The following is a 12,985-nucleotide window of genomic DNA, read 5'->3' on the forward strand; positions in this document are numbered from 1 at the left end:
ATGAAATTTAAGCACCTCTTAGCCACTCTTATTTTGGCGATAACATTTTCGGCGTTCATAACGCCTAAAAAAGCTACGCGAACTTTTGTTTCTAACTACGAAAACGTCTTGGGAACCTCGTTAGAGCTAAAATTTAAATCTTCAAACCAAAGTGATGCTGAGCTTGCCGAAACCAATGCGCTAAACGAAATTGATAGGTTGGATAATATTTTAAGTGCTTACAAGAAAACGAGTGAATTTAGTAAATGGATGCAAAATGGTAAACAAACTACAAGAATTTCGACTGATTTGTTTGAGATTTTGCAACAGTTTGAAAATTATAGATCGGTTACAAATGGTGCATTAGATGCTTCTGCAGAAGTTATTGCAAAGGTTTGGAAGAAAGCTGCTGAAGAAAATCATTTACCATCTAACACAGAATTACAAAAGGCAGTTGCTACAGTAAAGCAAAAGCATTACGTTTTAAATGGAGAAAACCAAACCGTTACCCGCTTAGATGATGCACCGTTGGTTCTGAATTCTTTTGCGAAAAGCTATATTATTAATAAAGCTGCTGAGAAGGCAATTGCTGTTAAAGGTATTGAAAATGTGGTTGTAAATATTGGTGGCGATATGGTTGCTAAAGGTAGCGATACTGAAAATATTGAAATTGCAAACCCAAAAGCAAATGCAGAAAATGATGCTGTGCTAACAACCATAAAAGTATCGAATATGGCTGTTGCAACAAGTGGAAATTATCGTAGAGGTTATAGTGTTAATGGAAAATGGTATTCGCATATTGTTGATCCACGCACAGGAAACCCAGTTTCTGAGATTATTAGTGCAACAGTAATAGCTCAAAATGCAAGCGAGGCTGGTGCTTTAGCAACTTCTTTCAATGTTTTATCGGTTAATGAAATTGCAAAATTGGCTTCGACTAGAAATGATGTTGCCTATTTATTGGTAACCAAAAATGGCGACGAGATTAAAAGTAAAAATTGGGCTAAGTACGAAGCTAAAGTAGATAAACCTATTATTTCGGTAAATAGCAGCAAAGCTGATAAGCTTTGGAATACGAAATTTGAACTGATCGTTAATTTAGAATTGGCAAATATCGAATCGGTTGATGGCCGTCGTACCCGCCGTCCTTTTGTGGCCGTTTGGGTAGAAGATGCTGCAAAAAAACCAGTTCGTAATTTGGCAATTTGGTATAACAAACCGCGTTGGCTACCTGATTTAAAATCGTGGAATCGTACTAATGGCGAGGAGTTTAAGAAAGAGAATAGTAAACTAAGTTCTACAAGTTCTGCAACTCGTGGTCCTGGTAAATATAGTTTATCTTGGGATGGTAAGGACAATAATGGAAATTTTGTGAAAGCTGGTGCTTATACAGTTTACATTGAAGTTGCCCGTGAGCACGGAACTTACCAGATTATTTCTAAGCAAATGAAGTTTGCAGGTTCTGCCCAAAAAATTGAATTAACCCCAAATACAGAATTAACATCAGCATCGCTTGACTACCGAAAAAAGTAATATCGTATCTGCGCCAGTAGGTTTAGGAAAAAAGCCTATTAAAAAGGAAACTGGAAAAGGAAAAGGCAAAAAACGTTTTGCAGGTTTGTCGCGTTGGCTTCATATTTATTTATCGATGGTGAGTTTTACCATCTTACTTTTCTTTGCGGTTTCTGGTTTAACACTAAATCATGCCGATTGGTTTACTTCGGGAAAAGAAGTTGTTACCAAAGATTCGGGAAATGTGAATGTAAAATGGGTTAATCAAACTGATACAGCCAAAATTAACAAACTACAGATTGTAGAATTTTTACGAAGCAAATATGAGGTTAAAGGCACATTAAGTGATTTTAGGATTGACGATAGTGAACTAAGCTTAACTTTTAATGGACCGGGCTATTTGGCTGATTCATTTATCGACCGTGAAACTGGTAAATATAAACTTACGGTAACTCGATTTGGTGCTGTTGCTGTAATTAATGATTTGCACAAAGGTCGCGATTCTGGCAAAGCCTGGTCATGGATTATTGATATTTCTGCTGTGCTGATGACTTTGGTTTCGATTTCGGGAATTATATTAATCTGTTTCATTAAAAAGAAAAGATTAAGTGGTTTTATTATTGCTGCCGTTAGTACTTTGGTGTGTTATATTGTTTGGAAAATGTTTGTGCCTTAAGGTTGTTAAATCATCAAGACCCAAAGAACCATATTTGGCTGCTTTTTATGTTTCGATAATTAAATTTTAGTGTGCAGTAATTGCTGTATCTGCCGAGGCCTCAACTTCGGTTACAATAAATCTTCTTCCAATAAGTAAACAAAGCATTGCAATAAATGCAGCAGTTGTCATTACCAATGGCATTGGTACAACTGAATGTTCGCTGAATAAACTAACCATTACTGAAGCCAATGCGCCTAATCCCATTTGTAAAGCACCCATTAATGCCGATGCACTTCCAGCGTTTTTAGTAAAAGGAGCTAATGCTAAGGCTGCCGCATTTGGATTTATAAATCCTAAACAAGAAAGAAATAAAGCAATAAAACCGATAGTTAAGTATAAATTTAACCAATCATTTATAGCAAAAATTAAAAATATTAAGCTGAAAGCGCATTGAGCGGCCAAAGCCCATGTTACAATTTTCTTACTGGTAAACCACTTTAAAATTAAGCTATTGAGTTGACTTGAGCCAATAAAAGCGACAGAAAGTAAAGCGAAAATCCATCCATAACCAGTTTTACTTACTTCGTAAATCTTCATAAATACTTGTGGTGATGATGATACATAAGCGAATAAACCAGAAAAGGTAATTGAACTGATCAGCGCATAAGTGTAAAACTGTGGTTCTTTTAAAACAGTTAAAAAATTGGTAAGAATTGGTTTTGGTTTTAAAGAATAATTTGGGTCAGGCTGATAACTTTCCGGTAGCTTAAATATAGATGCCAGTAACATTAATATTGCCATAAAACCTAAAAATACAAATACATATTGCCAGCCTAATGCCGAAATTAAGTAACCGCCAGCAGTTGGCGCCAACATAGGTGAAACTGCAATTACCAACATTAATGATGCAAAAACTTTTGGACTTTCATCAACTGTAAATAAATCTCTTACCATTGCCATCGATGCTACAGCTGTAGCACAACTACCAATTGCTTGTATAAAACGTAAAACAATTAACTGGTTTACATCGGTTACGGCTAAACATAAAAATGAAGAAAGTATATAAAGAACTAAACCGAAGTATAAGGGTCTTTTACGACCAAATTTATCAAGTAAGGGACCATATAAAAGTTGTCCGGCAGAAATACCGATAAAAAAACTTGATAAAGAAAGCGCAACTGTAGATTCTGTACTTTTTAAATCCTTTGCAATATCTACAAAGCCAGGCAAATACATATCAATAGAAAAAGGGCCAAGAGCCGCTAAAGAACCCAAAATAAGGATGAGATAGAAGTTTTTTTTCTTAGCCATGTTGTTTATTTTTCCGAGGCGCAAAGATTGGTAGATTTAAGTTATTAACCTATTTTAAAGATCGAATGATTGTAAAATATAAGTCTGTTTTAGTATAAATTTGAAATTTAAGGCATTAAAAGATAAATCTAACTTGATTTATTTTTAGATTTATGCTCTATGACTTTTAAAACTAAAGAAAGCCGCTTACTACTCGTTCTGGGAAGTTTTTTTGTGGCAAATGCAATATTATCAGAGTTTATCGGAGTTAAATTATTCAGTGTTGAAGAAACTTTAGGTTTTAAAAAATTTGATATCAATTTACTTGGCGTTAAAAATCTATCTTTTGTAATGTCGGCTGGCGTTTTAACATGGCCAATAATCTTCATCATGACTGATATTATTAACGAATATTTTGGTGTTAAGCAAGTTCGTTTTTTATCAATTATGACTTCCATTCTAATCGCTTTTGCTTTTCTGGTAGTTTGGGGATCTATGCATTTAAGCGCCGCTGATTTTTGGGTTCATCAAAAAATAAATGGTGAAGACCTAAATATGAACAATGCTTTTGCAGGTATTTTTGGTCAAGGAATGTGGATTATTGTAGGTTCTATTGTCGCCTTCATTGTTGGGCAAATGGTCGATGTAATTATTTTTCACAGAATAAAAAAGATAACAGGAGAGCGGGCACTTTGGTTGCGAGCTACCGGTTCAACATTAGTTTCTCAATTTGTAGATAGTTTTGTTGTAATTTTTATCGCTTTTTATATCAACCCTCAATACAATTATAGTTGGCAACAAGTATTTGCCATTGGCTTGGTTGGCTATACTTATAAATTTGTTGTTGCTATCTTGATGACGCCAATCTTATATATCGTTCATGCTATTATTGATGGTTATTTGGGTAAAGACCTTGCGCATAAGTTGATGAAAATGGCAGGAAGAGGCTAGGTTCATTTTATGTGCTTAGTATTCAATTATATATTGGATTATGCAATCCTCGATTTTCTTTATAAGAATGGCAGAAAAGCTTAATAAACAATCTGATATCTTTTACTATTGCAATAAAGTTCAGCTTCCTTATGCAAAATATATTATTGGTTAACGTTCAATAAAGTTGATTTGAAATGATTGGAGTAATCGTAATTGCGAGGTAAGATTTTAACCAATAAATGATTTTAGCATACCTCGCAAAGACGAAAAATTATAGTAAACTTTCTAAACCTTTGTTTTCTTCCATTTGCCTTTTTTAAATAGAATAAATGCAGCAATTGCAATTCCAACTTCGGCACTTGGAATTGCTATAAAAACACCAGTCGGACCCATATTTAAATATTTTGCTAATAAATAAGCAAAAGGTATTTGGAATAACCAAAAGGCAAAAATGTTAATTTTTGTTGGTGTCCAGGTATCGCCAGCCCCGTTAAAGGCACTTGTAAGCACCATGCCCATTCCGTAAATGATAAAACCTATGCTGAGTATTTTTAAGGCTCTGCTTGCTATCTCAATTACTTTTTCGTTTGATGTGAAAAATGCTGCAAATAAATGTCCGCAGGTTAGAAAAAGTACACTCACTACAGCCATAAATACAAAAATATATTTCATGGTTTGGAAAACAGATTTTTCAGCCCTATCTATATGGCCTGCACCAAGGTTTTGACCAACCAACGTTGCTGCTGCATTGCTTAAGCCCCAAGCGGGCAATAAGAAAAACATCATCAATCTTAAAGCTGTCTGGTAACCAGCCGAACCCTCATCTCCGCCTGTGGTAGCTACTAATTCGGCTAAAAATACCCAGCTACAGCTGGCTATTACGAACTGAAAAATAGCTGGTGCAGCAACTTTAATTATAGCCTTAATTTGTTTAAAATCTGGAATAAAATAGCTCACTTTAATTTTTAAAGCATTTTTGCCGCTGAACAAATTGTAAATTTGATAAGTAACTCCTAATCCCCGACCAATAGTTGTTGCTATAGCTGCGCCAGTTAAACCGAATGCAGGTATTGGCCCAAAACCGTTGATAAAAATAGGGCAGAGGATGATATTTGCAATATTTGCAATCCACAAGCTTCGCATGGCAATTGCAGCATTACCAGCACCTCTAAAAATACCGTTAATTAAAAAAAGTAAAACGATAATAATACTTCCGCCCATCATAATACGAACGAAAGCAGTGCCATGGTTTGCTGTTTCTACAGATGCGCCCATGAGCAACAGTATATCGCGAGCATAAATTAACCCTAAAATACTAATCAATAAGTTAACTGCTACCGCAATAATAATAGTTTGCATACCCGCTTTAGAGGCTGCCTCTGGATTTTTTTCGCCAATTCTACGAGCTACAACTGCGGTGGCGGCCATACTTAAACCAATAGCTAACGAATAAATAATGGTTAAAACCGATTCTGTTAAACCCACGGTTTGTATGGCGTGGCTGCTGTTCTCTAAATGGCCAACGAAATATAAATCGACTAAGGCAAATACCGATTCCATGGCCATTTCCAACATCATTGGAATAGCTAATAATACGATGGCTCGTTTAATACTAATTGATGTTAAATCAACTTCGTTACCTTTTAAAGATTGAATAAGAACTTCGAAAAAAGAAGATAGTTTGCCCGGTGTCTTGATTGACTGTGACATATATAATAAATGTGAAATGTAATGAATAAACCAAAAAATACGCATTTAAACATGCGCAATTGAAATTAAATTTGAGGGAATCCTAGAGTTTTTAAAATCTTAAACGGATTGCAGATACTATCATGGTTTGTTCTTTTTGATAATACAAATATATATAAAATTCTGTATTGTCAAATTTCGATGACAGATTTTTAAGGAGTTGATTATTTGATTACCAAGAAAATACAGAAAAAATTAAAAATTCTTTCAACTGGAGCGCAGTGCAACAGAGAAATCTTTGAACAAAGAAATAGATACCATCTGTTACAAAGATTTCTCCACTTCGGTCGAAATGACGACTTATTTAAATTTATATACTATATGCCTTAATCATTTCTTCGGTAACTTTTGTTCCTCGATTTGTGTTCAAATCAATTAGTATATAGTCGAAAATCCCATCTGATGCTACTTTACCAGTTTTTTCATTAATAATTTCGAACTGAACCGAACAACCTTTATCGTTCATCGTTAAAATACCTGTTCTAATCAACATCAAATCATTCATTAATAGAGGACGTTTAAAGCTAATATCAACACGACTAACCACCCAACCTAAACCTAATTTGGTAAAATGTTCCCAAGGCATATTATAGAATTTTTCCATTTGCTCGTAACGTGCAGCCAGTACATAATCTAAGTATTTACTGTTATGTACGTGGTTAAACATGTCTATGTCATCTGGACGGACACGTAATTCGCTTTCGAAAATGCTGTATTGGTTCTTTATCATTTGAAGCAAAAGTAAATCATTTTCATGATTCCGAGGTGGGCTATAAATTAATTTTTAGTACTTACTGTATACTCGCCCAAAAACTATCTGCCATAAGTTCAGCGTTAAATGTTGTTAAAAATTTTATGCTAAATGGTTTAATTTATTACTTAGCGAAATGAAAAAAATCTTTTTAAGCTTACTCGCCATCAGTCTTCTAGTTTTAAATATTTCGGCTTTTGGTCAATCTGTAATTTCAGGATATGTAAAAAATAGCAATGGACAAATACTTCCTTATACTAATATTGGAATAAAAAGGGGAAAGATTGGCACGGTAAGTAAGGAAGATGGGAAATTTAGTATTTCAATTCCTGATTCTTTATCAAATGATTCACTTACTTTTTCGAGCATTGGGTTTAGGGATAAAAGCTATCTTATTAAATCAATTGCAAATAAAAAAAGTATTGAGGCTGTACTTGAAGAGAAGATTAATCAACTTGCTGAAGTTACTATAAGTAATGTTAAATTAAAACAATACAAGCTTGGAATAACTGGTAGAACACCAATGGTATCTATTCCTACTAAAAGCTACCAGCAAAATGACATATTAGAGCAAGCTCGATTAATACGCTTAAAGAAACCCGCAAAAATTATGAATGCTAACATTTTCGTGCTTTCTGAATCGATGAAAGAGGTTAGGATTCGTCTTAATTTTTATGCTTTTGAGAATGGTTTGCCTGGTAAAAGATTGATCGAAAAAAGTATTATTAAAAAGGCTATAATTAAAAATGGTTGGTTTACTATAGATTTAAAAGATGAAGCTATTTATCTTGATGAGGATTTTGTGGTTTCTTTTGAGTATTTGCCTAGCGAACAAAAATCTATTGTATTTGCAGCAAAATTAGGGGCAGCTAATAGTTTTTTGAGAAGTAGCAGTCAAGGTGTATGGATAAAGAACGAATTGGGTGGTTGCAGTATCTACGTTACAGCTGAAATGTAGTGCATAATTCCCAAAATTAAACAGTAATTTTACTATTTTTGATTTGTAATGGGAAAACTTACGCTATATGATACATCAATTCCACGCGAAACAATTGTTGAAGAGCGTGAAAATCTATATTTAAGTCGTACAGTAGAACAACATTTCTTTGGTGTTTTGCAACTCAACTATATTTCAGTTAGAATGAACGGGGGCTAACCTCTAAAAAAACCGCAAGGAAAGGGCATTGTTATTCGTAAGCCAAACGCATAATTTTAAATATGTCTTTTGATAAAGAAAATCCAGAAATGCTTTTGTTGTTAGAAACATTTGAGCAGTTTGATTTACGCTATCTTATTGTTGGAGGTTTTGCGGTAAATCGATACGGATACAATAGAACCACAGGAGATTAGATATTTATTTAAAAGGCTCTAAAGAAAATAGGCAAAACTTAATCTTTGCTTTAGATAAAATGGGCTATGGTAAATACGACATGCTTTTGGATGTTCCTATTGTTGCTGGCTATTACGAAGTAATGATGGATGATGGAAAATAGGCAGATTTAATGACCGATATACCTGGGTTAGATAAGTATAAGTTTGATGAATATTTTAAAATGGCTACTGTGGATGAAATAAAAGGGATTAAAGCCAGATTTCTTCATTGCAATCATTTACTTGAGAATAAGAGAGCAACCAATAGACCTAAAGACCAGTTGGACGTTTTAGAATTAGAACGTATTAATAAGAGAGGTTAAATTTTTTGCACAATTTTGAGTTCATTAAACCCGACTTAGCGAAAATACTTTTTGCCTCAATTGCCGAATGTGATTACTTCGTCGTTCCTCTTCGCAAAGACGGAAAAGGAAGTGCTGTTGCAAAAAGATTTTAGCGAGGGCGGGACTGCTGTAACCGATTAACACGGAACAATGCTTTCCAAGTCCAAATACCCTAAAAGTTACTTTAATGCTCGCAATAATTTCGCTTGCTTATAAATAAAAATAGCTTTATCTTTGCGCCATTCCAAAGGAACATCCTTTGCGATAATTAATTAATTTTTAAACACTTTAATATTATTCAAGAATGTATTTAAGTCCAGAGAAGAAAGCCGAAATCTTTAAACAACACGGCGAAGTAGAAACCAACACTGGTTCTGCAGAAGGTCAAGTAGCGTTATTTACATACCGTATTGCGCACTTAACAGAGCACTTAAAGAAAAATCGTAAAGATTTCTCTACACAGTTATCACTTCAAAAATTGGTAGGTAAACGCCGCGGTATTTTGGCATACTTATACAAAAAAGATATTGAGCGCTATCGTGCTATCATTAAAGCTTTATCGCTTCGTGATATCATTAAACAAAAATAAGCGTAATTTTATCAACAAGAGCCATTCTTTAGGGAATGGCTTTTTATTTTTCATTAGCTTTACAACAAGTTCTTGGAAACGCGGTAAGTTTAAAGCTTGCTTATTTTGCAAAAACAAAAACATATATAAACAAGGTGTGGGCAAAGAGGAAAACACACCATAATTCTAATTAAATGAATGTAATAAAAAAGTCGCTTGATTTAGGCGACGGCAGAACAATCGAGATTGAAACTGGTAAATTGGCTAAACAAGCTGATGGTTCGGTTGTAGTAAAAATGGGCGATACTATGTTGTTAGCAACTGTTGTATCTACTGTAGGTGCTAAACCAGGAACTGATTTCTTACCATTATCGGTTGATTATCAAGAAAAATACGCAGCAACCGGCCGTATTCCAGGTGGATTTTTACGTCGTGAGGCTAGATTATCTGATTACGAGGTTTTAATTTCTCGTTTGGTAGATAGAGCTTTACGCCCAATGTTCCCTTCAGATTATCATTCTGATACACAAGTGATGATTTCATTAATTTCTGCGGATAAAGATATTATGCCTGATTGTTTAGCTGGCTTAGCTGCATCGGCTGCATTAGCTGTATCAGATATTCCTTTCAACGGTCCAATTTCTGAAGTACGTGTTGCTAAAATTGATGGCAAATTGGTAATCAATCCATTAGCTAGCGAATTACAACGTGCAACTTTAGAATTTATGGTTGCTGGTTCGGCTAACGACATCGGTATGGTTGAAGGTGAGTGCGATGAAATTCAGGAAGATGAAATGGTTGAGGCATTGAAATTTGCACACGATGCAATTAAAAAACAATGTGCTTTACAATTAGAATTAACTGAAGAAACTGGTAAAACAGTAAAACGCGAATATAGCCACGAAGACCACGATGCTGATTTAAGAGCTAAGGTTTTTGCTGATACTTATGATAAAGTTTACGCTATAGCCAAATCTGGTTCTAATAAAGATGAACGTAAAGTTGGTTTCACCGCGATTATTAATGAGTTTTTCGAGGCAATGCCAGAAGATACTGCAGATTTAACTAAAGCAATGGCTAAACATTATTACCATGATGTTCAGTACGATGCGATTAGAAATTTGTTGTTAGATGAAGGTATTCGTTTAGATGGCCGTAAAACAACCGAAATTCGCCCAATATGGAGTGAAGTTGGTTATTTGCCAGCAGCACACGGTTCGGCAGTGTTTACACGTGGCGAAACTCAATCTTTAACATCGGTTACTTTAGGTAGCAAAGATGATGAGCAAATGATTGACGGTGCTTTCGTTAATGGTTACCAAAAATTCTTATTGCACTATAATTTCCCTGGTTTCTCAACTGGTGAAGTTAGACCTAACAGAGGTGCCGGTCGCCGCGAAATTGGTCACGGTGCTTTAGCACAACGCTCGTTGAAAAAAGTTTTACCTCAAGGTGAAGCTAATCCATATACAATTCGTATTGTTTCTGATATTTTAGAATCTAACGGTTCATCATCAATGGCAACTGTTTGCGCTGGTACTTTAGCGTTAATGGATGCTGGTATCAAAATTAAATCTCCAGTTTCTGGTATTGCAATGGGTTTAATTACTGATGAAAAAACTGGTAAATATGCTATCCTTTCTGATATTTTAGGTGATGAAGATCATTTAGGTGATATGGACTTTAAAGTAACTGGTACTGAAAATGGTATTGTTGCTTGTCAAATGGACTTAAAAATCAATGGTTTATCATACGAAGTTTTAACTAAAGCTTTATTACAAGCTAAAGAAGGTCGTTTACACATCTTAAACGAGATGAAGAAAACGATTAGCTCGCCTAATGAAGATTACAAGCCACATGCTCCACGTATTGTTTCTTTAACTATTGAGAAAGAATTCATTGGTGCAATTATCGGCCCTGGAGGTAAAATTATCCAAGAAATGCAACGCGAAACTGGCGCTTCTATCTCTATCGAAGAAGTTGATGGTAAAGGTATTGTAGAAATTTTTGCTGATAATAAAGCTGCAATTGATGCTGCTGTTACTCGTATCCGTAATATTGTTGCTAAACCAGAAATTGGTGAAGTTTACCAAGGTAAAGTAAAATCGATTATGCCGTTTGGCGCATTCGTTGAGGTTATGCCAGGTAAAGATGGTTTACTACACATCTCTGAAATTTCATGGGAACGTTTAGAAACTATGGACGGTGTATTGAAAGAAGGTGATAAAATCGAGGTTAAATTATTAGACATCGATAAACAAGGTAAAATGAAACTTTCTCGCAAAGTTTTATTGCCAAGACCAGAAAAACCAACTGCGCCACAAGCGTAAACCCCTAAATCCCCTAAAGGGGACTTTTAGATATTGAAACCCTTTCAGTTTTTTACTGAAAGGGTTTTTTGTTGTTAGCTATTTTGTTTAACAATGATTTTGTAACTTGCATTGCAGATGAAGAAAGATATAAATATTGTTGAGGAACCAATTGCTGATTATAAAAAGGCTGAAGAAGACTTATTAAAAAAGGGCTTATCAAGTTCGTATACAGAACGTTTTCATACCATGGCCAGATTGATGAAATTAAATATGATTTTAAAATCTGCGAAAATTACTCATAAAAAAATCGATTGATAAATGGATGTTTTTGATGATGAAATTTTAAAACTATGGCGGTCGCTGCTTAAAAATGAAGTTAGCTTTATAATGATTGGTGGAGTAGCAACAAATTTACATGGATTCCATCGAACAACTGATGATATAGATATTTGGATTAAAGATAACTTAGAAAACAGACAAAATTTACGGGCTGCATTCAAAGATTATGGCTTAGGAGATTTTAAGAACTTAGAAACTTTAGTTTTTATTCCAGGCTGGACTGATTTTTATTTGGATAATAATTTAAGGATGGATATCATGACTTCTGTAAAAGGTTTGGAAGAATTTGGTTTTGACAAGTGTTTAGAATATGCATCAATTGCAACTATTTATGAATTGGATATTCCGTTTTTGCACATTAATCAATTAATTGATTCTAAGAAAGCTGCAAATCGTCCGAAAGACCAAATAGACATAATTGAATTAGAAAATATTAAAAAATTAAGAAACGAATAAATGAAATACATCATTGCCCCATCCATACTTTCTGCCGATTTTGGCAATTTGCAACGCGATATCGAAATGATTAATCAAAGTGAGGCCGATTGGTTTCATGTTGATGTGATGGATGGCGTTTTTGTTCCAAATATTTCATTTGGTTTCCCAGTAATGGCTGCCGTTAAAAAACATGCAAAAAAGCCATTAGATGTTCATTTAATGATTGTTGAGCCCGATAAATATATTCAAGAATTTGCCCAGGCCGGCGCAGATAGAATTACGGTTCATTATGAAGCTTGTACACACTTACATAGAACGATTCAGTTAATCAAAGCAGCTGGCTGTAAGGCTGGTGTTGCATTAAATCCACATACACCAGTTACTTTATTGCAAGATGTAATTGGAGATTTAGATTTAGTGTTGATTATGTCTGTAAATCCAGGTTTTGGCGGGCAGCAATTTATCCATAATACCTATAAGAAAATTCAAGATTTAAAACACTTGATTCAAGGTGTAAATGAAGATTTAGTTATCCAGGTAGATGGTGGCGTAGGTTTGCAAAATATCGGCACATTAGTATCTGCAGGTGCGAATGCTTTCGTTGCGGGAAATGCAATTTTTGCAACCGATGATCCGGCAGAAACCATTTCTAAAATGAAAAGCTTGACCGCGAATAGTTTAACTGCCTAATTATTTATCTGATTATTTGTCGCAGACATTAATTTGATTCAAAGTCTTGAT

15 protein-coding genes are annotated in these 12,985 nt (G+C 34.6%); 12 read left to right on the plus strand and 3 right to left on the minus strand.

Annotated elements, in window-relative coordinates:
* On the plus strand, nt 1-1,512 hold the full coding sequence (locus tag ACFOUY_RS03030; protein WP_378958979.1) for a DUF2271 domain-containing protein: 1,512 nt from the start codon (nt 1-3) through the stop codon (nt 1,510-1,512).
* A complete protein-coding gene (locus tag ACFOUY_RS03035; protein ID WP_378958980.1) occupies nt 1,493-2,167 on the plus strand; it encodes a PepSY-associated TM helix domain-containing protein in 675 nt (224 codons plus the stop codon). The genes ACFOUY_RS03030 and ACFOUY_RS03035 overlap by 20 nt, the downstream gene beginning before the upstream one ends.
* 66 nt (nt 2,168-2,233) lie before the next feature.
* Here ACFOUY_RS03035 and ACFOUY_RS03040 read toward each other — a convergent pair whose 3' ends face one another.
* A complete protein-coding gene (locus tag ACFOUY_RS03040) occupies nt 2,234-3,460 on the minus strand; it encodes a multidrug effflux MFS transporter (protein WP_378958982.1) in 1,227 nt (408 codons plus the stop codon).
* A 159-nt stretch (nt 3,461-3,619) separates the two neighbouring features.
* Between ACFOUY_RS03040 and ACFOUY_RS03045 the strand changes: the two genes are divergently transcribed.
* Nucleotides 3,620-4,390 (plus strand): queuosine precursor transporter, encoded by a 771-nt coding sequence (locus ACFOUY_RS03045; RefSeq protein ID WP_378958984.1) that lies wholly within the window; start codon nt 3,620-3,622, stop codon nt 4,388-4,390.
* A 267-nt stretch (nt 4,391-4,657) separates the two neighbouring features.
* Here ACFOUY_RS03045 and ACFOUY_RS03050 read toward each other — a convergent pair whose 3' ends face one another.
* Both ACFOUY_RS03050 and ACFOUY_RS03055 read right to left on the minus strand, forming a co-directional pair.
* Nucleotides 4,658-6,082, minus strand: a complete 1,425-nt coding sequence (locus ACFOUY_RS03050; RefSeq protein WP_378958985.1) for an MATE family efflux transporter — start codon at nt 6,080-6,082, stop codon at nt 4,658-4,660.
* A 349-nt stretch (nt 6,083-6,431) separates the two neighbouring features.
* The gene (locus tag ACFOUY_RS03055; protein WP_378958986.1) at nt 6,432-6,851 is read right to left on the minus strand and encodes an acyl-CoA thioesterase; all 420 of its coding nucleotides are present in this window, start codon (nt 6,849-6,851) and stop codon (nt 6,432-6,434) included.
* A 157-nt stretch (nt 6,852-7,008) separates the two neighbouring features.
* Between ACFOUY_RS03055 and ACFOUY_RS03060 the strand changes: the two genes are divergently transcribed.
* The 9 genes from ACFOUY_RS03060 to rpe all read left to right on the plus strand — a co-directional run bounded on the left by ACFOUY_RS03060 (nt 7,009) and on the right by rpe (nt 12,934).
* On the plus strand, nt 7,009-7,830 hold the full coding sequence (locus tag ACFOUY_RS03060) for a carboxypeptidase-like regulatory domain-containing protein (RefSeq protein WP_378958987.1): 822 nt from the start codon (nt 7,009-7,011) through the stop codon (nt 7,828-7,830).
* Nucleotides 7,831-7,878: 48 nt separating this feature from the next.
* A complete protein-coding gene (locus ACFOUY_RS03065; RefSeq protein ID WP_378958988.1) occupies nt 7,879-8,028 on the plus strand; it encodes a hypothetical protein in 150 nt (49 codons plus the stop codon).
* A 62-nt stretch (nt 8,029-8,090) separates the two neighbouring features.
* Nucleotides 8,091-8,222, plus strand: a complete 132-nt coding sequence (locus ACFOUY_RS03070) for a hypothetical protein (protein ID WP_378958989.1) — start codon at nt 8,091-8,093, stop codon at nt 8,220-8,222.
* A 152-nt stretch (nt 8,223-8,374) separates the two neighbouring features.
* Nucleotides 8,375-8,566, plus strand: coding sequence for a hypothetical protein (locus ACFOUY_RS03075; RefSeq protein WP_378958990.1), 192 nt, complete (start codon nt 8,375-8,377; stop codon nt 8,564-8,566).
* 325 nt (nt 8,567-8,891) lie between these two features.
* Nucleotides 8,892-9,176, plus strand: a complete 285-nt coding sequence (rpsO, locus tag ACFOUY_RS03080) for a 30S ribosomal protein S15 (RefSeq protein ID WP_025146265.1) — start codon at nt 8,892-8,894, stop codon at nt 9,174-9,176.
* Nucleotides 9,177-9,349: 173 nt separating this feature from the next.
* Nucleotides 9,350-11,485, plus strand: a complete 2,136-nt coding sequence (gene pnp / locus ACFOUY_RS03085) for a polyribonucleotide nucleotidyltransferase (protein ID WP_378958991.1) — start codon at nt 9,350-9,352, stop codon at nt 11,483-11,485.
* Between the two features lie 117 nt (nt 11,486-11,602).
* The gene (locus tag ACFOUY_RS03090; RefSeq protein WP_378958992.1) at nt 11,603-11,782 is read left to right on the plus strand and encodes a hypothetical protein; all 180 of its coding nucleotides are present in this window, start codon (nt 11,603-11,605) and stop codon (nt 11,780-11,782) included.
* Nucleotides 11,783-11,785: 3 nt separating this feature from the next.
* Complete coding sequence (locus ACFOUY_RS03095; RefSeq protein WP_378958993.1) at nt 11,786-12,262, plus strand: DUF6036 family nucleotidyltransferase; 477 nt, start codon at nt 11,786-11,788, stop codon at nt 12,260-12,262.
* Entirely contained in the window at nt 12,263-12,934 is a 672-nt protein-coding gene (gene rpe, locus ACFOUY_RS03100) for a ribulose-phosphate 3-epimerase (RefSeq protein WP_378958994.1), read from the plus strand.
* Nucleotides 12,935-12,985: the final 51 nt, after the last annotated feature.

Origin of the sequence: Pedobacter jamesrossensis (assembly GCF_042650905.1) — a bacterium.
GTDB classification, from domain to species: domain Bacteria; phylum Bacteroidota; class Bacteroidia; order Sphingobacteriales; family Sphingobacteriaceae; genus Pedobacter; species Pedobacter jamesrossensis.

Excerpts from the sequence above, each read along its gene's own strand:
- ACFOUY_RS03045 (WP_378958984.1), top strand. The coding sequence starts at position 3,620 with ATGACTTTTAAAACTAAAGAAAGCCGCTTACTACTCGTTCTGGGAAGT.
- ACFOUY_RS03060 (WP_378958987.1), top strand. The coding sequence starts at position 7,009 with ATGAAAAAAATCTTTTTAAGCTTACTCGCCATCAGTCTTCTAGTTTTA.
- pnp (WP_378958991.1), top strand. The coding sequence starts at position 9,350 with ATGAATGTAATAAAAAAGTCGCTTGATTTAGGCGACGGCAGAACAATC.
- ACFOUY_RS03050 (WP_378958985.1), bottom strand. The coding sequence starts at position 6,082 with ATGTCACAGTCAATCAAGACACCGGGCAAACTATCTTCTTTTTTCGAA.
- ACFOUY_RS03040 (WP_378958982.1), bottom strand. The coding sequence starts at position 3,460 with ATGGCTAAGAAAAAAAACTTCTATCTCATCCTTATTTTGGGTTCTTTA.
- ACFOUY_RS03070 (WP_378958989.1), top strand. The coding sequence starts at position 8,091 with ATGTCTTTTGATAAAGAAAATCCAGAAATGCTTTTGTTGTTAGAAACA.
- ACFOUY_RS03030 (WP_378958979.1), top strand. The coding sequence starts at position 1 with ATGAAATTTAAGCACCTCTTAGCCACTCTTATTTTGGCGATAACATTT.
- ACFOUY_RS03095 (WP_378958993.1), top strand. The coding sequence starts at position 11,786 with ATGGATGTTTTTGATGATGAAATTTTAAAACTATGGCGGTCGCTGCTT.
- rpe (WP_378958994.1), top strand. The coding sequence starts at position 12,263 with ATGAAATACATCATTGCCCCATCCATACTTTCTGCCGATTTTGGCAAT.
- ACFOUY_RS03065 (WP_378958988.1), top strand. The coding sequence starts at position 7,879 with ATGGGAAAACTTACGCTATATGATACATCAATTCCACGCGAAACAATT.
- ACFOUY_RS03075 (WP_378958990.1), top strand. The coding sequence starts at position 8,375 with ATGACCGATATACCTGGGTTAGATAAGTATAAGTTTGATGAATATTTT.
- ACFOUY_RS03055 (WP_378958986.1), bottom strand. The coding sequence starts at position 6,851 with ATGATAAAGAACCAATACAGCATTTTCGAAAGCGAATTACGTGTCCGT.
- ACFOUY_RS03090 (WP_378958992.1), top strand. The coding sequence starts at position 11,603 with ATGAAGAAAGATATAAATATTGTTGAGGAACCAATTGCTGATTATAAA.
- rpsO (WP_025146265.1), top strand. The coding sequence starts at position 8,892 with ATGTATTTAAGTCCAGAGAAGAAAGCCGAAATCTTTAAACAACACGGC.